Origin of the sequence: Streptomyces sp. NPDC005803 (genome assembly GCF_040630435.1) — a bacterium.
Taxonomy (GTDB): domain Bacteria; phylum Actinomycetota; class Actinomycetes; order Streptomycetales; family Streptomycetaceae; genus Streptomyces.
This window is the reverse complement of record NZ_JBEXXO010000009.1, coordinates 171,695-191,025: the sequence shown is the minus strand read 5'-3', so window position 1 is coordinate 191,025 and position 19,331 is coordinate 171,695. Positions and strand designations below refer to the sequence as shown.

General features: G+C 72.3%; 15 protein-coding genes and 1 riboswitch. Of the genes, 9 read left to right on the top strand and 6 right to left on the bottom strand.

The window, feature by feature from the left end:
• Positions 1-26 precede the first annotated feature (26 nt).
• Entirely contained in the window at positions 27-389 is a 363-nt protein-coding gene (locus tag ABZ454_RS15510; RefSeq protein ID WP_356318232.1) for a DoxX family protein, read from the bottom strand.
• A 105-nt stretch (positions 390-494) separates the two neighbouring features.
• On the opposite strand from ABZ454_RS15510, the gene ABZ454_RS15505 reads away from it, so the two are divergent.
• Entirely contained in the window at positions 495-878 is a 384-nt protein-coding gene (locus ABZ454_RS15505; protein ID WP_356318234.1) for a helix-turn-helix domain-containing protein, read from the top strand.
• Positions 879-894: 16 nt separating this feature from the next.
• Here ABZ454_RS15505 and ABZ454_RS15500 read toward each other — a convergent pair whose 3' ends face one another.
• Entirely contained in the window at positions 895-1,575 is a 681-nt protein-coding gene (locus ABZ454_RS15500; RefSeq protein WP_359538265.1) for a response regulator, read from the bottom strand.
• Positions 1,572-3,218: a sensor histidine kinase gene (locus ABZ454_RS15495; RefSeq protein WP_356318238.1), complete on the bottom strand. Its 1,647-nt coding sequence runs from the start codon at positions 3,216-3,218 to the stop codon at positions 1,572-1,574. Before ABZ454_RS15495 ends, ABZ454_RS15500 begins: the two co-directional genes overlap by 4 nt.
• Positions 3,219-3,315: 97 nt before the next feature.
• Between ABZ454_RS15495 and ABZ454_RS15490 the strand changes: the two genes are divergently transcribed.
• A complete protein-coding gene (locus ABZ454_RS15490) occupies positions 3,316-4,335 on the top strand; it encodes a LacI family DNA-binding transcriptional regulator (protein ID WP_356318240.1) in 1,020 nt (339 codons plus the stop codon).
• Between the two features lie 29 nt (positions 4,336-4,364).
• Here the strand turns inward: ABZ454_RS15490 and ABZ454_RS15485 are convergent, their stop codons facing one another.
• A complete protein-coding gene (locus tag ABZ454_RS15485; RefSeq protein ID WP_359538263.1) occupies positions 4,365-5,651 on the bottom strand; it encodes a citrate synthase in 1,287 nt (428 codons plus the stop codon).
• Between the two features lie 106 nt (positions 5,652-5,757).
• Between ABZ454_RS15485 and ABZ454_RS15480 the strand changes: the two genes are divergently transcribed.
• Together ABZ454_RS15480 and ABZ454_RS15475 are read left to right on the top strand one after the other, a co-directional pair.
• Positions 5,758-6,918, top strand: a complete 1,161-nt coding sequence (locus ABZ454_RS15480) for a citrate synthase (protein ID WP_359538261.1) — start codon at positions 5,758-5,760, stop codon at positions 6,916-6,918.
• 19 nt (positions 6,919-6,937) lie between these two features.
• On the top strand, positions 6,938-8,029 hold the full coding sequence (locus tag ABZ454_RS15475) for a GTP-binding protein (RefSeq protein ID WP_359538260.1): 1,092 nt from the start codon (positions 6,938-6,940) through the stop codon (positions 8,027-8,029).
• 25 nt (positions 8,030-8,054) lie between these two features.
• On the opposite strand, the gene ABZ454_RS15470 is transcribed toward ABZ454_RS15475, so the two are convergent.
• The gene (locus tag ABZ454_RS15470) at positions 8,055-10,505 is read right to left on the bottom strand and encodes a DNA topoisomerase IV subunit A (RefSeq protein ID WP_359538259.1); all 2,451 of its coding nucleotides are present in this window, start codon (positions 10,503-10,505) and stop codon (positions 8,055-8,057) included.
• Positions 10,506-10,752: 247 nt separating this feature from the next.
• On the opposite strand from ABZ454_RS15470, the gene ABZ454_RS15465 reads away from it, so the two are divergent.
• The 4 genes from ABZ454_RS15465 to ABZ454_RS15450 all read left to right on the top strand — a co-directional run bounded on the left by ABZ454_RS15465 (position 10,753) and on the right by ABZ454_RS15450 (position 15,656).
• On the top strand, positions 10,753-12,123 hold the full coding sequence (locus ABZ454_RS15465) for a pitrilysin family protein (RefSeq protein WP_356318250.1): 1,371 nt from the start codon (positions 10,753-10,755) through the stop codon (positions 12,121-12,123).
• Positions 12,124-12,149: 26 nt separating this feature from the next.
• Positions 12,150-13,532, top strand: coding sequence for a pitrilysin family protein (locus ABZ454_RS15460; RefSeq protein ID WP_356318399.1), 1,383 nt, complete (start codon positions 12,150-12,152; stop codon positions 13,530-13,532).
• A gap of 211 nt (positions 13,533-13,743) precedes the next feature.
• A riboswitch (cyclic di-AMP (ydaO/yuaA leader) is annotated at positions 13,744-13,911 on the top strand.
• Positions 13,912-13,924: 13 nt separating this feature from the next.
• Positions 13,925-14,728, top strand: a complete 804-nt coding sequence (locus ABZ454_RS15455; RefSeq protein ID WP_359538257.1) for a M23 family metallopeptidase — start codon at positions 13,925-13,927, stop codon at positions 14,726-14,728.
• A gap of 220 nt (positions 14,729-14,948) precedes the next feature.
• Positions 14,949-15,656, top strand: coding sequence for a GntR family transcriptional regulator (locus tag ABZ454_RS15450; RefSeq protein ID WP_356318254.1), 708 nt, complete (start codon positions 14,949-14,951; stop codon positions 15,654-15,656).
• Positions 15,657-15,875: 219 nt separating this feature from the next.
• Here ABZ454_RS15450 and ABZ454_RS15445 read toward each other — a convergent pair whose 3' ends face one another.
• Positions 15,876-16,157: an HPr family phosphocarrier protein gene (locus ABZ454_RS15445; RefSeq protein ID WP_356318256.1), complete on the bottom strand. Its 282-nt coding sequence runs from the start codon at positions 16,155-16,157 to the stop codon at positions 15,876-15,878.
• A 173-nt stretch (positions 16,158-16,330) separates the two neighbouring features.
• On the opposite strand from ABZ454_RS15445, the gene ABZ454_RS15440 reads away from it, so the two are divergent.
• Entirely contained in the window at positions 16,331-19,255 is a 2,925-nt protein-coding gene (locus tag ABZ454_RS15440) for a GNAT family N-acetyltransferase (RefSeq protein WP_359538254.1), read from the top strand.
• Positions 19,256-19,331: the final 76 nt, after the last annotated feature.

Genomic DNA, 19,331 nt, shown 5'->3' with positions numbered 1-19,331 from the left:
CGGCGCTCATGGCCTCCGCGTGCGTCTCACCACGTGGTGGCGAGCCAGGCCGCCACCGCGGCGAGCACGACGAGGGCGGCGTTGAGGCCGGTCTCCCTGACCTCGCCCCGGGACAGGTGCAGGGCCGCCGCCAGCACCTGGAGTACGAGCAGGCCCACTGCCGCCGCCGTCGCGAGGGCGGGCGCGATCCCCGTCAGCGGCGGCAGCACCAGACCGGCAGCGCCAAGGATCTCGACGACTCCGATGACGCGGACCAGCCGCATCGGCACCGTGTCCACCCAGCCCATCATGGGAGCCAATCGCTCCTTGCTCTGGGCGGCCTTCTTGCCCCCCGCGTACAGGTAGAAGGCGGCCAGAAGCCCGGCGACGATCCAGTAGGCGATCTCCATCTTCGTCCTCCGTCATGGTGACGACTTGTAAGTAGCCACATGATCGGTGAGTATCGAAACGCTTACAAAAGGCACACGGGTGTGCGTGGCGAACAGGGGACGCCGATGTCGAAGTACCGCCACAGCTGCCTCATCCGCGGCGACGGAGGCCGGGCGATCCGCGGCATCCTGGACCGCATCGGTGACAAGTGGACCCTCCTGGTGGTCGCCACCCTCGACGGCGAACGCATGCGCTTCACCGAGCTCCAGCAGCGCATCCCCGGCATCTCGCAGCGCATGCTGACCCGCACGGTCCGGCATCTGGAGCGCGACGGCCTGGTGTCCCGCACGGTGTTCGCCGAGGTTCCGCCACGGGTCGAATACGAACTCACCGCGACCGGGCGCACCCTGATCGAGCCCGCTGTGAAGCTGGCCGAGTGGGCCGTCGACAACAATCCCGGCATCGAGCGGAGCCAGAGCGCCTACGACGCGCAGCACCCGCAGGCGTAGCGGCCGGGTGCCACGGTCATCGGCCGCCGGTGACCCAGGCATAGCGGTGTTCGGGCCGCCCCGTCTCGCCGTACCGCAGGGTCAGCTGGACGCGCCCGGACCGTTCCAGCAGCTTCAGGTAGCGCTGGGCCGTCTGCCGGCTCATTCCGGCGTTCTCCGCGATCTCCTGGGCGGAGAGCGGGCCGGCGGCGCCGCGGAGCGCCTTGCGGACCAGTTCGGCCGTCGTGGCCGAGTGTCCCTTGGGCAGATCGGGCTCGCCCGCCGCCCACAGGGCGCCGAAGAGCCGGTCCACCTCGCCCTGCTCGGCGTCGCCGCCGTTCTCCAACGTGCGGCGCAGCGCCGCGTAGGCCTCCAGTTTGGTCCGCAGGCCCGCATACGTGAAGGGCTTCACGAGGTACTGGAGGGCGCCCTGACGCATGGCCTCCTGGACGGTGGCGACGTCGCGCGCCGCCGTCACCATGATCACGTCGGTGCGGTGGCCGAGGCGGCGCAGCTCCCGCACCACGTCCAGCCCGCTGCGGTCGGGCATGTAGTGGTCCAGCAGGATCAAATCCACCGGGCCCTTCTCGACCGCGGCGAGCGCGTCGGCGGCGCAGTGCGCCTGCGCGGCCACCCGGAAGCCGGGCACCTTCGTGACGTAGGCCGCGTTGATCCGCGCGACACGGACGTCGTCGTCGACGACCAGGACCTCGATCACCGCACCGCTCCCGCCTTGTCGGATTCCGCTTCGGTCATGGCCTCGGGGAGTACGACGGTGAACGCCGCCCCGCCCTCGTCCGCCGCGTCCACCGCCACGCTGCCGCCCTGCCGCTCGGCCAGCCGCCGCACCAGCGCGAGCCCGAGGCCGCGCTTGCCGTGCGCCGGAGGCTCCTTGGTCGACCAGCCCTCGGTGAAGATCGATGCACGCTGTCCGGGCGGAACTCCGGGGCCGTTGTCGCGGACCCTCAGCACCACCGTACGGCCCTCGGCGCGCAGGCCCACCTCGATGAGGGCGCTGTCCGCTCCGGCGGCCGCGTCCAACGCGTTGTCGACCAGGTTGCCGACGATGGTCACCAGCCCGCGGGGGTCGACGAGCCGGTCCGGGAGCAGGGTGCCGGGCGCCACGCGCAGGGCGACGCCGCGCTCCGCGGCGACCGTCGCCTTGCCGACCAGCAGTGCGGCGAGGAGCGGGTCACGGACCTTCTCGGTGATCTGTTCCGCGGTGGCCCGGTGGACGCCGACGACCTCCGTGACGAACTCCCTCGCATCCTCGTGCAGCTCCAGCTCCAGCAGGCCGAGGAGCGTGTGCAGCCGGTTGGCGTGCTCGTGGTCCTGGGCGCGCAGGGCGTCGATCAGCCCGCGGGTGGAGTCGAGCTCGCGGCCGAGGTGTTCGAGCTCGGTGCGGTCGCGCAGGGTGACGACGGCTCCGCCGTCGGCCGTCGGCATGCGGTTGGCGAGCAGCACCCGGCTGCCGCGCACGGTCAGCAGGTCCTCGCCCGCGACATCGCCCGCCAGTACGTCGGCGGTCCGCCCGGTACCGAACACCTCGGCCAGCGGGCGGCCCGACGCCTCTGGCCCGACCCCCAGCAGCCGTTGCGCCTCGTCGTTCAGAAGGCGGATGCGGCCGCCTTTGTCGAGCGCGACCACCCCTTCCCGGATGCTGTGCAGCATCGCCTCGCGCTCCGTCAGCAGAGCGGCGATGTCGGAGAAGGCGAGGTCATGGGTCTGCCGTTGCAGGCGCCGCGAGATCAGATAGGCGGCCAGCGCTCCCACGGCCAGCGCCCCGCCCGCGTACGCGAGGAGCCCGGGGATCGCCGCGAGGAGCCTGGCGCGGACGTTGTCGTACGCGATGCCGACGGAGACCGCACCGGCGATGTGCCCGGCCCCGTCCCGCAACGGAACCTTGCCCCGGGCCGAGCGTCCGAGCGTGCCGCTGTCGATCTCCCGCACGTCCTGGCCCGCCAGCGCCCTGCCGGGGTCGGTGGAGACGACGCCTCCGATCCGGGAACGGTCGGGATGCGACCAGCGCACCCCGTGGCGGTCCATCACGACGACGTACTCGGCGCCCGTGGCCCGCCTGATCCGCTCCGCGGCGGTCTGGACGGGGCCCCGGGGCGCCGGGGCCGTGGTGAGCAGCGCCTCGGCGATCTGCGGCTGGGCGGCCGTGCTCTGCGCGATGGACAGGGCGCGGCGCATCGCCTGGTCGTCGAGTTGTGCGCTGAGGGGTGCCAGGAAGAGGCCGGTGGCGAGTACGGTGACGCCGGTGGCGATGGCCAGCTGCATCAGCAGCACCTGCGAGAAGACGCGCTGGGGCCAGCCGAGTCGGCGCGGCCTTCTGGCCGTGGGCGGTGGGGCGCTCATCGTAGAGACGGTAGAGGGCATTCCGGTGCTTTCCGAAATTCGTCTCGTTTTCCGCCTCACGCAATCGGCTTGCGTTTCTTGCGCTAATCTTGCGCACATGACGCGACGACTTGCTCAGGTGGCACAGAAGGTTGGAGTCAGCGAGGCCACGGTCAGCCGGGTACTCAACGGTAAGCCGGGCGTCTCCGACGCCACGCGGCAGGCCGTCCTGTCCGCGCTGGACGTCCTCGGCTACGAGCGCCCGACCCAGCTGCGCGGCGAACGGGCGCGCCTGGTGGGACTGGTCCTGCCCGAGCTGCAGAACCCGATCTTCCCCGCCTTCGCCGAGGTGGTCGGCGGCGCGCTCGCGCAGCAGGGCCTCACCCCGGTGCTGTGCACCCAGACCAAGGGCGGGGTCTCCGAGGCGGACTACGTGGAGCTGCTTCTGCAGCAGCAGGTCTCGGGCGTCGTCTTCGCCGGCGGTCTCTACGCCCAGGCCGACGCCCCGCACGACCACTACAAGGTCTTGGCCGACCGCAAGATCCCCGTCGTCCTGATCAACGCGGCCATCGCGCATCTCGGTTTCCCCTGCGTCTCCTGCGACGACTCCGTGGCCGTCGAGCAGGCGTGGCGTCACCTGGTCTCTCTGGGGCACGAGCGCATCGGTCTGGTGCTCGGCCCCTCGGACCACATGCCCTCGCAGCGCAAGCTGGCCGCCGCCCGGACGCTCGCCGAGGCGTCCGGCGCGACCGTCCCGGACGAGTGGGTGGCCAGGGCGATGTTCTCGCTGGAGGGCGGGCAGGCGGCCGCCATGCGGCTGCTGGACCAGGGGGTCACCGGATTCATCTGCGCCAGCGACCCGCTCGCCCTGGGAGCGGTCCGGGCGGCGCGCCGCCGGGGCCTGTCCGTGCCAGAGGACGTCTCCGTCGTGGGCTACGACGACTCGGCGTTCATGAACTGCACCGAGCCGCCGCTCACCACGGTCCGACAGCCGATCGAGGCCATGGGCCGGGCCGCCGTCGAGCTGCTGTCCGTACAGATCGGCGGCCGCGCGGTGCCGTCCGACGAACTGCTCTTCGAGCCCGAACTGGTGGTGCGGGGCTCGACGGCCCAGCCCCCGCGCAGCGCTTCCCGCTGACCGTCGCGAATTTACGCCGTGGTCGCCGTCTATTGCGGAACGGCGGCCGTGCCGGCGGTGGGCAGTGGCTGGGGCGGCTGCGGGCCGGTGTACTGCCCGCTGGGGCGCATCCGCAGCGGGCGCTCCTCGTACTCCTCCAGCGCGTGCGCGATCCAGCCCGCCGTACGGGAGATCGCGAACAACGTCTCGCCCGCCTCCGCGGCCATGCCCGACGAGACGGACAGAACGGCGAGCGCCAGATCCACATTGGCGTGCAGGGGCGTGTGCCGGGCGGCCGTGGCGGCGACGTCACGGGCGGCTGCCAGGGCCGGTGCGGCCCGTGGGACCTCCGCGAGCAGTTCGAACAGGACGCGGGCCCGTGGGTCCTCGCCGGTGTAGAGCCGGTGACCGAGGCCTGGTACCCGGCGTCCGCCGCGCAGATGGTCGGCGACCACCGGGGCCGCCCCGCCCCGCTCCAGGACCTCGGACAGCATTCGGTGTGCCAGCCCGCTCGCGGCTCCGTGCAGGGGACCCTCCAGCACCCCGAGCCCCGCCGAGACCACGGCGTACGGGTGGGCGCGGGCGGAGGCGGCGACCCGGGCCGCGAGGGTGGAGGCGGCCAGATCGTGGTCGATCAGCAGCCCCAGCGCCGTGTTCAGCACCGCCAGTGAGGCCTCGTCCGCCGGGTGCCCGGTGAGTTTCGGCCAGAGTTGACGGGCCAGGCCGGGAGGTGTGGCCCCGCCGCCCTCCGTGACCGCGGGCAGCGCGGCCACCAGGGTCGGGATCAGGCTCCGTGCGCCGCCCAGCACCGCCTCGCGCGACAGGTCGAAGCGGAGCGGATCGGCCGCCGCCGCCGCGACGACCGCCACCCGCAGCCGGTCCGTGGAACCGCAGTGCGACGGCAGCGCGCCGACGGCGCGGCGGGCCGCGGCGAGTGCATCGGCCGGCGCGGTGAAACGGATCCCGGGCCGGAGCTCCCCGGTCCACAGCCACTCCGCGACCTCCTCGTACGCATGGCGCCGGGCCAGCTCCGTGGCGTCCACGCCCCGGAAGAAGTACCGGTCGCCTTCGATGAGGGTGATGCCGGTGGGGAAGGACAGCGCGCCGGCCGGTGCGGTGGATTCCCGGCGCCCCGTGCGCCGCGCGAGGGCGTCGACCTCCGCGGCGTCGAACGTGCTCCCCCGTCCGCCCGCCGCGCGGTTGCTGCTGAGCTGGCCCCGGCTGACGTACGCGTACACCGTCTCGGGCTTCACGCCCAGCCGCTCCGCCGTCTCCCGGGTGGTGAGCCGCCGTGCCGACGGCTGGGGAGGGTCGGCCGCGTCTGCTTGATCCGTCATGTTCCCCACCGTATCCATATTGATCCAATCAACATTGACAGAACTCAAGTCAAGCATGGACAGTCGAATCAATGTCTCCCGTCACCGAATGTCCTTGGAGGAAGCAATGACGACCACCACTCCCACAACACCGCTCGACGTCCCCCGGGGCCTGGCAGGAGTCGTCGTCACCGATACCGCCCTCGGTGACGTCCGGGGCCGCGAGGGCTTCTACCACTACCGGCAGTACTCGGCGATCGAACTGGCGCGGACCCGCAGCTTCGAGGACGTCTGGTACCTGATGACCGAGGGCGAGCTGCCCGGCCCCGCCGCCCGAGCGGACTTCGCCACCCGAACCGCCGCACTGCGACGCCTGCCCGCCGAGGTGCGCGACGCCCTGCCCGCCATAGCCCGGGCGGGCGCCGCGGCCGGCCCGCTCGCGGGGCTGCGCACGGCGCTCTCCCTGCTCGGCGCCTCGGCCGGGTTCCGCCCGGTGTACGACATCGACGCCGACCGGCGCCGCGATGACGCCCTGACCGCCTGCGCAGCCGTCCCCACCGTGCTGACCGCCCTGCACCGGCTCGGCAAGGGGCTCGAACCGGTGGAGCCGCGCGACGACCTGCCGTACGCGGCCAACTACCTCTACATGCTGACGGGCTCGGTACCGGACGCCGGCCGGGTCAGGGCCGTCGAGCAGTACCTCATCTCCACCGTCGACCACGGCTTCAACGCCTCGACCTTCACCGGCCGTGTCGTCGCCTCCACCGGCGCGGACGTCGCCGCCTGCCTGGTCGCGGCGGTCGGCGCGCTCTCCGGCCCGCTGCACGGCGGTGCGCCCAGCCGCGCCCTCGACACCCTGGACGCCATCGGCACCCCCGAGCGCATCGACGGCTGGATCCGCGAGCGGGTGCTCGCCGGTGACCGGATCATGGGCTTCGGTCACCCGGTCTACCGCACCGAGGACCCGCGTTCACACATGCTGAGGTCGATCGCCCAGGGCTTCGGCGGCCCGCTCGTGGACTTCGCCGTGGAGGTCGAACGGCAGGTCGAGGCGATCCTCGCCGAGCTCAAGCCGGGGCGCGAACTGCACACCAACGTGGAGTTCTACGCCGGGGTCGTCATGGAGCTGTGCGGGCTGCCGCGCGAGATGTTCACCCCGACCTTCTGCGCGGCGCGGGTCGTCGGCTGGAGCGCCAATATCCTGGAGCAGGCGGAGGACTCGAAGATCATCCGTCCGGCGGCCCGCTACGTCGGTCCGCCCCCGCCGCAGCCGGTCCCGGCAGTCTGACACCGCAGGAAGGCCCCCGTTGAACGCGTCGCCCCCGCCCCGCAGCCGGCAGATCCCCGTCATCGTCCTCGCGGGCTTCCTCGGATCGGGCAAGACGACGCTGCTCAACCACCTCCTGCGGCACCGCGCGGGAAACCGCATCGGGGTGATCGTCAACGACTTCGGGGCCATCGAGATCGACGCCATGACCGTCTCCGGGCAGGTCGGCTCGACCGTCTCGCTGGGCGGCGGCTGCCTCTGCTGCGCGGTCGACGCGAGCGAACTGGACACGTACTTGGAGACCCTGACCCGGCCCTCCGCCCGCCTCGACGTGATCGTCATCGAGGCGAGCGGGCTCGCGGAACCCCAGGAACTCGTACGGATGCTCCTGGCCAGCGACAACCCGCACATCGTGTACGGGGGACTGGTCGAGGTGGTCGACGCCGCCGAGTTCGCGGCCACCCGGGAGCGTCACCCGGAGATCGACCGGCATCTCGCCGTCGCCGACCTCGTCGTGCTGAACAAGACGGACCGGGCCGGTGAGGAGGAGCAGGCACGCATCCGGGAGGCCGTCGCGGCGACCGGCAGCGGGGCGGCGGTCGTCACCGCCACGTACGGACGCGTCGACCCGGAGCTGCTCTTCGATCCGGCGTTGCGGCCCGACGCCGAGGAGAAGGCGCGTCAGCTCACTTTCGAGGACCTGTACCTGGAGGAGCGCGCGCAGGAGGCCGGCGAGGAGCACGGGGCCCATCTGCACACCGTCTACGAGAGCGTCGACTTCACCTCCGAGGTGCCGATGGACCCCCGTCGGCTGATGGAGTTCCTCGACTCCCGGCCCCGTGGCCTCTACCGGATCAAGGGCTTTGTCGACTTCGGTGCGGGCGACCCGGAACACGCGTACGCGGTGCACGCCGTCGGCAGGTTCCTGCGGTTCGCCCCCAGGCCCTGGACACGCGGCGAGCCGCGCCTGACCCAGCTCGTGCTGATCGGTTCCGGCATCGACGCCGAGGCCCTCGGCAAGGAGCTGGAAGCCTGCCGCGCCCCGGGGCCGAAAACGGCGCAGGACGCCGCACACGAGCGGTCCATGTGGGGCGTCCTGCGGTACGTGCGGGAGCCCGGCGACGACGCATAGGGCGCGCCGGCGCCGGGCCTGCGGCCTACACGGGGCCGGCGATCACCGCGACCGGGCTCTCCAGCGGTGTGCCCGAACCGTCGCGTCGCGGATCGGGCTCGGGCAGCGAGGCCGGGGTGCCGTTCTTCTGCGCCGCCCTGGCCGGCGTCGCACCGGCCCAGGCGAACACCAGCACGTCCTCGCCCTTCAGGAACCGCTGACAGCGCACCCCGCCGGTGGCCCTGCCCTTGCGCGGGTACTGGTCGAACGGCGTGAGCTTGCACGTCAGCACCGAATCGTCCAGCGTGCCGTGCGAACCCGCGACCGTGAACACCATGGCGTCCACCGCAGGGTCCACCGCGGCGAACGAGAGCACCTCCGCCCCGTCCGCGAGCTTGACGCCCGCCATACCGCCGGCCGGACGCCCCTGCGGGCGCACCTGGGCGGCCGGGTAGCGCAGCAGCTGCGCGTCCGAGGTGATGAAGACCAGGTCCTCCTCACCGGTGCGCAGCTCCGCAGCGCCGACGATCCGGTCACCGGCCTTGAGGGTGATGACCTCCAGCTCGTCCTTGTTGGCCGGGTAATCGGGCACCACGCGCTTCACGACTCCCTGCAGGGTGCCGATCGCCAGCCCCGGCGAGGACTCGTCGAGCGTGGTGAGGCAGACGACCTCCTCGTCCGCCTCCAGCGTGAGGAACTCTCCGACCATCGCCCCGCCCGACAGGTTGGGCGCCGCATGGGTGTCCGGCAGCTGGGGCAGGTCGATCACCGCGAGCCGCAACAGCCGCCCGGTGGACGTCACCACGCCGATGTCGCCGCGCGCCGTGGCGGGCACCGCCGACACGATCACGTCATGCTTGGCCCGCTTGGCGTCCTCGGCGAAGACGATCGGGTCGTCGTTGGCCGTACGCGCCAGCAGACCGGTCGAGGACAGCAGGACCCGGCACGGGTCGTCCGCCACCTCCAGCGGCACCGAGGCGACCTGCGAACCGGCCGACTCCAGCAGCACCGTGCGCCGGTCGGTGCCGAACTTCTTCGCGACCACCGCCAGTTCCGTGGAGACGAGCTTGCGCAGTTCGGTGTCCGATTCGAGGATCGCGGTCAGCTCGGCGATCTCGGCGTCGAGGCGGTCGCGCTCGCTCTCCAGCTCGATCCGGTCGAACCGGGTCAGCCGGCGCAGCGGGGTGTCCAGGATGTACTGCGTCTGGATCTCGCTCAGCGAGAAGCGCTCCATGAGCCGCTCCTTCGCCTGGGCCGAATTGTCGCTCGACCGGATCAGCCGGATGACCTCGTCGATGTCGACCAGGGCGACGAGGAGGCCTTCGACCAGGTGAAGCCGGTTGCGGCGCTTGGTCCGGCGGAACTCGCTGCGCCGGCGCACCACGTCGAAGCGGTGGTCGAGGTAGACCTCCAGGAGCTCCTTGAGGCCCAGCGTGAGCGGCTGTCCGTCGACCAGCGCCACGTTGTTGATGCCGAAGGACTCCTCCATCGGCGTCAGCTTGTAGAGCTGCTCCAGCACGGCCTCGGGGACGAAGCCGTTCTTGATCTCGATGACCAGACGCAGTCCGTGCGAACGGTCGGTGAGGTCCTTGACGTCGGCGATGCCCTGGAGCTTCTTCGCCGAGACCAGGTCCTTGATCTTGCCGATCACCTTCTCCGGGCCGACGGTGAAGGGCAGTTCCGTGACGACCAGGCCCTTGCGGCGCGCCGTGACGTTCTCGACAGCGACGGTGGAGCGGATCTTGAACGAACCGCGCCCGGCCGCGTAGGCATCCTTGATGCCGCCGAGGCCCACGATCCGGCCGCCGGTCGGCAGGTCGGGGCCCGGGACGAACCGCATCAGGGTCTCCAGGTCCGCGCCCGGATGCTTGATCAGGTGCCGGGCGGCGGCGATCACCTCGCCCAGGTTGTGCGGCGGCATGTTCGTGGCCATGCCGACGGCGATCCCGGTCGCCCCGTTGACCAGGAGGTTCGGATACGCGGCCGGGAGAACGACCGGCTCCTGCTCCTGGCCGTCGTAGTTCGACTGGAAGGCGACGGTGTCCTCGTCGATCGACTCCGTCATCAGCGACGTCGCGTCGGCCATCCGGCACTCGGTGTACCGCATGGCGGCCGGCGGGTCGTCGTTGCCGAGCGAGCCGAAGTTACCGTGCCCGTCCACGAGGGGGAGCCGCATGGAGAACGGCTGCGCCATCCGCACCAGCGCGTCGTAGATCGACGCGTCACCGTGCGGGTGCAACTTGCCCATGACCTCGCCGACCACGCGGGCGCACTTCACGAAGCCGCGGTCCGGGCGCAGGCCCATCTCGTTCATCTGGTACACGATGCGGCGGTGCACCGGCTTCATGCCGTCACGGGCGTCCGGCAGGGCCCGTGAGTAGATCACCGAGTACGCGTACTCGAGGAAGGAGCCCTGCATTTCGTCGACGACGTCGATGTCGAGGATGTTCTCCTCGAAGTCGACCGGCGGCGGGGTCTTGGTGCTGCGGCGGGCCATCGCGGCTGCGACTCCTTCACGGATTCTGTTCGGGCAACCTCAGGTTCTGACGCGCACCATTGTGGACCGCCCCACTGACAACCCGGACCTCGACCCGTCCCAAAGGGCGTTCTCCACCCGTCCCGAAGCGGTCAGGACGCTCTTTCCCGCGAACTTTCGCGGCACGGGAACTTCGCCAGGTGTCGGTGCGCTTGCTTACAGTGGCAGGTCTCGCACCACATCCAGTATCGCGATCGAAGGGACGTACATGCCCATGGGTCACACGGCCACAGCCCAGGCCGGCTCCGGCGGCTTGACAGCGACCGAGCACCGTCTGGCCAACGGCCTGCGCGTGGTGCTCTCCGAGGACCATCTGACCCCGGTCGCCGCGGTGTGCCTCTGGTACGACGTCGGTTCGCGCCACGAGGTCAAGGGACGCACCGGTCTGGCTCACCTCTTCGAGCACCTGATGTTCCAGGGCTCCGGCCAGGTCAAGGGGAACGGTCACTTCGAACTGGTGCAGGGCGCCGGCGGGTCCCTCAACGGCACCACCAGCTTCGAGCGGACCAACTACTTCGAGACGATGCCGACGCACCAGCTGGAGCTGGCCCTGTGGCTCGAGGCCGACCGGATGGGCTCGCTGCTCGCCGCGCTCGACGAGGAGTCCATGGAGAACCAGCGCGACGTCGTCAAGAACGAGCGCCGCCAGCGGTACGACAACGTCCCCTACGGCACCGCGTTCGAGAGGCTGACGGCGCTCGCCTACCCGGAGGGCCACCCGTACCACCACACCCCGATCGGCTCGATGGCCGACCTGGACGCCGCGACACTCGAAGACGCGCGGACCTTCTTCCGCACGTACTACGCGCCCAACAACGCGGTGCTCTCCGTCGTCGGCGACATCGACCCCGAGCAGACGCTCGCCTGGATCGAGAAGTACTTCGGCACCATCCCCTCGCACGACGGCAAGCAGCCGCCGCGCGACGGCGCGCTGCCCGAGATCATGGGCGGCCAGCTGCGCGAGGAGGTCCGTGAGGAGGTACCGGCGCGTGCGCTGATGGCCGCCTACCGGCTGCCGCACGACGGCACGCGTGAGTGCGACGCCGCGGACCTCGCGCTGACCGTGCTGGGCGGCGGCGAGTCGTCCCGGCTGCACAACCGCCTGGTCCGCCGCGACCGGACGGCCGTCGCGGCCGGATTCGGGCTGCTGCGGCTCGCGGGCGCGCCCTCGCTCGGCTGGCTGGACGTCAAGACGTCCGGCGGGGTCGAGGTCGCGCAGATCGAGACCGCGGTCGACGAGGAGCTGGCCCGGTTCGCCGAGGAGGGCCCCACCCCCGAGGAAATGGAGCGCGCGCAGGCACAGTTGGAGCGCGAGTGGCTGGACCGCCTCGGTACGGTCGCGGGCCGCGCCGACGAACTGTGCCGGTTCGCCGTGCTGTTCGGTGACCCGCAGCTCGCGCTGACCGCCGTGCACCGGGTGCTCGACGTGACCGCGGAGGAGGTCAAGGCGGCCGCCAGGGCCCAGCTGCGGCCCGACAACCGGGCGGTGCTGGTCTACGAGCCGGTCGAGCCCGCCGAGGCCGCCGAAGAGGCGGACGCCGCCACCGACACCGACGCGCACGAAGGAGCGGACAAGTGACCGACGCTGCCGCGACGGGAGTTTCGATGGAGTACCACCCGCAGCCCGCCCCGGGTGTGGCCAGGCCCTGGGCCTTCCCCGCGCCCGAGCGCGGCTCCCTGCCCAACGGCCTCACGGTCCTGCGCTGCCACCGCCCCGGCCAGCAGGTCGTCGCCGTCGAGATCTTCCTCGACGCCCCGCTGGACGCCGAGCCCGAGGGTCTGGACGGGGTCGCCACGATCATGTCGCGTGCCCTGTCCGAGGGCACCGACAAGCAGAGCGCCGAGGAGTTCGCCGCCGAACTGGAGCGGTGCGGCGCCACCCTGGACGCCCACGCCGACCACCCCGGCGTCCGGGTCTCCCTGGAGGTTCCGGCCTCCCGGCTGGCCAAGGCCCTCGGGCTCGTGGCCGAGGCGCTGCGGGCGCCGGCCTTCGCCGACAGCGAGATCGAGCGGCTGGTGGGCAACCGGCTGGACGAGATCCCGCACGAGCAGGCCAACCCGGCCCGGCGCGCCGCGAAGCAGCTCTCCAAGGAGCTCTTCCCGGCCACGGCCCGCATGTCGCGCCCGCGCCAGGGCACCGAGGAGACCGTGGCCCGGATCGACTCCGCGGCCGTGCGCGCCTTCTACGACGCCCACGTCCGCCCGTCCACCGCGACCGCGGTGGTGGTCGGCGACCTCACGGGCATCGACCTGGACGCGCTGCTCGCCGAGACCGTCGGCGACTGGTCGGGCAACACCGCCCAGCCGCGGCCCGTCCCCCCGATCACCGCCGACGACGCGGGCCGTGTGGTGATCGTGGACCGCCCCGGCGCGGTGCAGACGCAGCTGCTGATCGGCCGGATCGGCGCCGACCGGCACGACAGCGTCTGGCCGGCCCAGGTGCTCGGCACCTACTGCCTCGGCGGCACGCTCACCTCCCGGCTCGACCGGGTGCTGCGCGAGGAGAAGGGCTACACCTACGGCGTGCGGGCCTTCGCCCAGGTGCTGCGCTCCTCGGCCCCGGGCTCCGCCTCCGGTGCGACGGGCGCCGCGATGCTCGCCATCAGCGGCTCCGTGGACACGGAGTCCACCGGTCCGGCGCTGGAGGACCTGTGGAAGGTCCTGCGCACGCTGGCGGCCGAAGGGCTGACGGACGCCGAGCGGGAGACGGCCGTGCAGAACCTCGTGGGGGTCGCCCCGCTGAAGTTCGAGACGGCGGCCTCCGTCGCGGGCACCCTCGCCGACCAGGTGGAGCAGCACCTCCCGGACGACTACCAGGCGCAGTTGTACGCGCGCCTCGCGGAGACCGGCACGGTCGAGGCGACCGCGGCCGTGGTCAGCGCCTTCCCGGAAGACCGGCTGGTCACGGTCCTGGTCGGCGACGCCTCGCAGATCGCGGAGCCCGTCAGGGCGCTGGGCATCGGTGAGGTGTCGGTCGTCACCGGCTGACGGTCCTTTCGCCTGATACCGGGGCGAAGGGGAAGACCCTGGCGGGGTGAACCCCGCCAGGGTCTTTCCATTTGCCCGCTTTGCGGGAGAGGTTGCCCGTCTGCCCTGTGGGATGCGCTACAAAACGCCCTGTCCGTTTGGTGGGGGGAAGTGCCCCCGTTTAGCGTCGTCTCCGCTGTCCGTCACTCGTATGCCGCATCCGCGACGTACCGGGCAGCCATCGCCGAGTCCCCGTCAGGCGCGAGCCTGGGGAGCCGGGGACCCACGCAGTCCCTGGGGTGAATCGGATGCCCGTGCCTCGTCCGAGGCCGGGGGATCCGTAGGAGACCTTCCTGCTCCGAACCCGTCAGCTAACCCGGTAGGCGAGAAGGAAGGAAAGGACCAGCCACTTCATGGCGTTCACCCGTGCCACCGGGAAGCACCGTGCCCCGGGCCGTCTGACGCGCAACGGCGCGAGGGCCGTCGGCATCGCGACCCTGGCCACCACCGGCGTCATCGGCGGGCTGGCCTCCCCGGCCCTCGCCGCGGACACCGAGACCCCCTCCGTCGTCGACACCGGCCTCACCCAGGTCATCGCCATCGAGGACGACCTCGCCGACCGGATCGACGCACAGGCCGACGCGCAGCAGCACCAGGCCGACGTCGCCGAGGAGAAGGCCGAAGCGGCGAAGAAGGCCGAAGCGAAGAAGAAGGCCGAGGCGGAGGCGAAGGCGAAGGCCGCCGCCCGCGCCAAGGAGGCCCGCGAGAGCGCCTCCCGCGCCGCCCGCTCGGCCGAGCGCGCCCGGCTCGGCTCCTTCCAGCTCCCGGTCGCCGGTTCGTACGTGAGCACCGGCTACAAGTCCAGCGGCTCGCTCTGGTCCTCCGGCAGCCACTCAGGCATCGACTTCCACGCCGCGTCCGGCAGTTCCGTCGTCGCCGTCGGCGCCGGCACGGTCGTCGAGGCCGGCTGGGGCGGGGCGTACGGCAACAACATCGTGCTGCGGATGACGGACGGCACGTACACCCAGTACGGCCACCTCTCCTCGATCGGCGTGTCCGTCGGCCAGAGCGTCGGCGGCGGCCAGCAGATCGGCCTCTCCGGTTCCACCGGCAACTCGACCGGCCCGCACCTCCACTTCGAGGCCCGCACCACGCCCTCGTACGGCTCCGACATGGACCCGGTCGCCTACCTGCGCGCCCACGGCGTCTCCGTCTGACCGCCCCGAAGACCCCACGGCGAAGGCCCCGGCGACACGCCGGGGCCTTCGCCGTGTCGGCGTACCGCACCGGTCTTTGCCGGCCGTCCGCGAACGGCCGGCGACCAAAAGATATTCATGAATTTCCACCCGCCGTCGGAAATGCGACCGCATTGCAATAGAGTCGCAGGACAGGCGTCGATCGGCCGCGCGCTGCGGGGATTAAGGCGGAGGTTCGGACATGCGCATTCCGGCGCATTCGGTATGCACGGCAATCCGTGACGACATCGTCTCGGGCGTCTTCGAACGCGGTAGCCGGCTCACCGAGGAGGTGCTCGCACGTCGATACGGGGTTTCCCGCGTTCCGGTGAGGGAAGCGCTGCGCACCCTGGAGTCCGAGGGGTTCGTGGTCACCCGCAGACACGCCGGAGCGTGTGTCGCCGAGCCCACCGAGCAGGAGGCGGCCGACCTCCTGGAGGTCCGGATGCTGCTGGAGCCGCTCGGCGCGGCCCGTGCCGCCCACCGCCGTACGGACGCGCACCTCAAGGTGTTGCGCGGCCTGGTCAGGCTCGGTCAGGAGCGCGCCCGCCGGGGGGAGGGCGAGGATCTGCGCTCCCTGGGCGGGTGGTTCCACGAGACGCTCGCGCAGGCCTCGGGCAGTCCCGGCCTGATCGCGCTGCTCACGCAACTCCGGCACAAGACCGCGTGGATGTACGAGGTCGAGCACCCGGCCCGTCCGGGCGACACCTGGGCCGAGCACGGGGCGATCGTGGACGCCGTGGCGCGGGGCGACGCGGAGAGGGCGAGAACCCTGACCGCCCACCATGCCGAGCGGGCCACCGCCGCGCACCGGCTGCGCCGCCCCGGCCGGCCGGATGCCGCCGCTGTCCGCACCGGCCGGGTGAGGAGTTCGCAACATGCCGTAAACACCCCGAGTGGCCGGCATTAACAATTGCGCCGTATACAAAGAATAAGAATTCCGCGGGGCTTTCTTTCCGCTGCCCGAATTGGCTGGGGGAGCGTGCGCGTCGCCGGACTGCCCGGGCCCCTTTATGCGGAGAAGTGAGCGCACGTGCGTAAAGGTGTGCGCGCAGACGAAAGAGCCGCGGCCCCGGGTCAAGGGTGCCGCGGCTCTCGCGCGTGCGTTCCAGCGGTCGTGACCGAAGGGTCAGACGGTCTCCGGAAGCTCCTCGAGCCCCTCGGTGACCAGCTTGGCCAGACGGTCCAGAGCGGCTTCGGCGTTGTCCGCGTCGGACGCGAGCACGATCTCCTCGCCGCCCTGCGCACCCAGGCCGAGCACCGCGAGCATGGAGGCCGCGTTCACCGGGTTGCCGTCGGCCTTGGCGATGGTGACGGGGACGCCGGAAGCCGTCGCGGCACGGACGAAGATGGAAGCGGGGCGGGCGTGCAGGCCCTCGGCCCAACCGACGTTGACGCGGCGCTCAGCCATGGTTCTGCCCTTCACGAATCAATGGTTGTCTAGACCAGTCTCTCATGCAGTGCGCGGTGCTCCGGCCGACCCGCGGACCGCTCTCCACCCGCGCCCCGCCGTCGTCCGGCCCCCCTCAGACTGCCCCGGCCCCAGCCCTCACGCGACCGCTGACCGAGCCGTAGGCTTTGCCCATGCACCCCTCTCCGGAGCAGAGTCCGCATCACACCTACCCCGCTCACTGGGAGGCGGACGTGGTGCTCCGCGACGGCGGCACCGCACGCATCCGGCCCATCACCACGGACGACGCCGAGCGGCTGGTCAGCTTCTACGAGCAGGTCTCCGACGAGTCGAAGTACTACCGCTTCTTCGCTCCCTATCCCCGGCTCTCCGCCAAGGACGTCCACCGCTTCACCCATCACGACTACGTCGACCGGGTGGGCCTGGCCGTCATGGTGGGCGGCGAGTTCATCGCCACCGTCCGCTACGACCGGATCAACGCGCAGGGCAGGCCGGCCTCCGCACCCGCCGACGAGGCCGAGGTCGCCTTCCTGGTCCAGGACGCGCATCAGGGCCGCGGCGTCGCCTCGGCCCTGCTCGAACACATCGCGGCCGTCGCCCGCGAGCGCGGCATCCGGCGCTTCGCGGCCGAGGTGCTGCCCGCCAACAACAAAATGATCAAGGTGTTCCGGGACGCCGGGTACACCCAGCAGCGCAGCTTCGAGGACGGCTCCGTCCACCTCACTCTGGACCTCGAACCGACCGCCGAGTCCCTCGCCGTCCAGCGCGCCCGGGAACAGCGGGCCGAGGCCCGCTCCGTGCAGCGGCTCCTCGCCCCGGGCTCCGTCGCCGTCATCGGCGCGGGCCGCACCCCCGGCGGCGTCGGCCGCACGGTCCTGCGCAACCTCCTGGGCGCCGGCTTCACCGGCCGCGCCTACGCCGTGAACCGTGCGTTCGCCGCCGGTCAGGACACGATCGACGGCGTGCCCGCCCACCGGTCCCTCGGCGAGATCGGCGAACCGGTCGACCTCGCCGTGGTCGCCGTACCGGCCGACCGGGTGCCCGAGGCCGTCGCGGACTGCGGGGAGCACGGCGTCCAGGGGCTCGTCGTCCTGTCCGCCGGTTATGCCGAGTGGGGCGCCGAGGGCCGCGAACGCCAGCGCGAACTGGTGCGCCAGGCCCGCTCGTACGGCATGCGGATCATCGGCCCGAACGCCTTCGGCGTCATCAACAACTCCGAGGCGGTCCGGCTCAACGCCTCCCTCGCGCCCGAACGCCCCGCCTCCGGGCGCATCGGGCTGTTCACCCAGTCCGGCGCGATCGGCATCGCCCTCCTCTCCGGGCTCTACCGGCGCGGCGCGGGGCTCTCCACCTTCATCTCGGCCGGCAACCGGGCCGACATCTCCGGGAACGACTTCCTCCAGTACTGGTACGAGGACCCGGACACCGACGTCGCCCTGCTGTACCTGGAGTCCCTCGGCAACCCCCGCAAGTTCACCCGCCTCGCCCGGCGGACCGCGGCCGTGAAGCCGGTGGTCGTGGTGAAGGGCGCCCGGCACAGCGGCTCCACCCCGCCCGGCCACGCGGTCCCCGTCAGCCGGATCCCGGACGCGACGGTCTCCGCGCTGATGCGGCAGGCGGGCGTGATCCGCGTCGACACGGTGACGGAGATGGTCGATGTGGGCCTGCTCCTGGCGGACCAGCCGCTCCCCGCCGGCGGGCGGGTCGCGATTCTCGGCAACTCGGAGTCGCTCGGGCTGCTCACCTATGACGCCTGTCTGGCGGAGGGGCTGCGCCCGCGGCCGCCCCTCGACCTCACCACGGCCGCCACCCCGCAGGACTTCCGGGACGCGCTGGCCGAGGCGCTGGCCGACGGGGGCTGCGACGCGGTCGTCGTGACGGCCATCCCGTGGGTCGGGGAGAACGGCGAGGCGGAGTCGGGCGACGGCGAGGTCCTGGCCACGGCCCTGCACGCGGCGGCCGCCCACGGCCCCGCCAAGCCGGTGGCCGTGGTCCACGTCGAGATCGGCGGCCTCGCGGAGGCCCTGGCCGCCGCGACCAGCACGGTGGCGCAGCAGCGTCCGGCCTCGGCGCCGCCGGGCGTCGCGGTGCCGGCACGCCCCGTCGGGACCTCGTCCGGCCCCCGCCCGGCCGGAGCGGCGCCCGGCCCGGTCCCCGCCCCCGGCACGGGCCCCGGCGTCGCGGTGACCGGCGACCCCGGCCCCGAAGGCCCCCGTGCCGTCGGCCGGATCCCCGCCTACCCCGCCGCCGAGCGCGCGGTCCGGGCGCTCGCCGAGGCCGTGCGGTACGCCCAGTGGCGCCGCCAGGCCGCCGTACCCGGCAAGGTGCCCGGCTTCCTCGACGACACCATCGACGAGCCGGCCGCGGCCGCCCTCATCGACACCCTGCTCGGCCAGGACCCCGATCCGCGCGGCAAGCCCCTGGCACCCGACGAGGCCCGCGAACTCCTGGCCCGCTACGGCATCACCGTCCGGCCCACGCTGCCGGCCCCCGGCCCGGAGGAGGCCGTGGCCGCGGCGGAGCGGCTCGGCTACCCGGTGGCGCTGAAGACGACCGCACCCCATCTGCGTCACCGGGCCGACCTCGGCGGAGTCCGCCTGGACCTCGACGGCCCCACCGCACTGCGCCGGGCGTACGGCGAACTGACCGACCTGCTCGGCAAGCCGGCCGAACTCCGGCCCGTCGTGCAGTCCATGGCCCCGCGCGGCGTCGACACCGTCGTGCGGGCCACCATCGACCCCGCGGCCGGCGCCGTCCTCTCCTTCGGTCTCGCAGGCGCCCCCTCCGAACTCCTCGGCGACACCGCGCACCGCCTGGTCCCCGCCACCGACCGCGACGCCGCCGAACTGATCCGGTCCATCCGGGCGGCCCCGGTCCTCTTCGGCTGGCGCGGCTCGGCGCCCGTGGACACCGCCGCCCTGGAGGAACTGCTGCTGCGCGTCTCGCGACTGGTCGACGACCACCCCGAGGTGGTCTCCATCGCCCTGGAACCGGTCGTGGTCGCCCCCCACGGGCTGACCGTCCTCGGGGCGAGCGTCCGGCTCTCGCCGCCTCCCGCCCGGACCGACCTCGGCCCTCGCCGCCTGTCCAACTACTGACCCGCGCCTCTTCCCGCCGCTGCCGGGCAGGGGCGGGGCCACACGTCCCCGGCAGCCATCAGCCCCCCGTAGGATG

Coding starts and splice junctions, on each gene's coding strand:
- ABZ454_RS15510 (WP_356318232.1), bottom strand. CDS start 389: ATGGAGATCGCCTACTGGATCGTCGCCGGGCTTCTGGCCGCCTTCTAC.
- ABZ454_RS15505 (WP_356318234.1), top strand. CDS start 495: ATGTCGAAGTACCGCCACAGCTGCCTCATCCGCGGCGACGGAGGCCGG.
- ABZ454_RS15495 (WP_356318238.1), bottom strand. CDS start 3,218: ATGAGCGCCCCACCGCCCACGGCCAGAAGGCCGCGCCGACTCGGCTGG.
- ABZ454_RS15490 (WP_356318240.1), top strand. CDS start 3,316: ATGACGCGACGACTTGCTCAGGTGGCACAGAAGGTTGGAGTCAGCGAG.
- ABZ454_RS15485 (WP_359538263.1), bottom strand. CDS start 5,651: ATGACGGATCAAGCAGACGCGGCCGACCCTCCCCAGCCGTCGGCACGG.
- ABZ454_RS15480 (WP_359538261.1), top strand. CDS start 5,758: ATGACGACCACCACTCCCACAACACCGCTCGACGTCCCCCGGGGCCTG.
- ABZ454_RS15470 (WP_359538259.1), bottom strand. CDS start 10,505: ATGGCCCGCCGCAGCACCAAGACCCCGCCGCCGGTCGACTTCGAGGAG.
- ABZ454_RS15465 (WP_356318250.1), top strand. CDS start 10,753: ATGCCCATGGGTCACACGGCCACAGCCCAGGCCGGCTCCGGCGGCTTG.
- ABZ454_RS15460 (WP_356318399.1), top strand. CDS start 12,150: ATGGAGTACCACCCGCAGCCCGCCCCGGGTGTGGCCAGGCCCTGGGCC.
- ABZ454_RS15455 (WP_359538257.1), top strand. CDS start 13,925: ATGGCGTTCACCCGTGCCACCGGGAAGCACCGTGCCCCGGGCCGTCTG.
- ABZ454_RS15450 (WP_356318254.1), top strand. CDS start 14,949: ATGCGCATTCCGGCGCATTCGGTATGCACGGCAATCCGTGACGACATC.
- ABZ454_RS15445 (WP_356318256.1), bottom strand. CDS start 16,157: ATGGCTGAGCGCCGCGTCAACGTCGGTTGGGCCGAGGGCCTGCACGCC.
- ABZ454_RS15440 (WP_359538254.1), top strand. CDS start 16,331: ATGCACCCCTCTCCGGAGCAGAGTCCGCATCACACCTACCCCGCTCAC.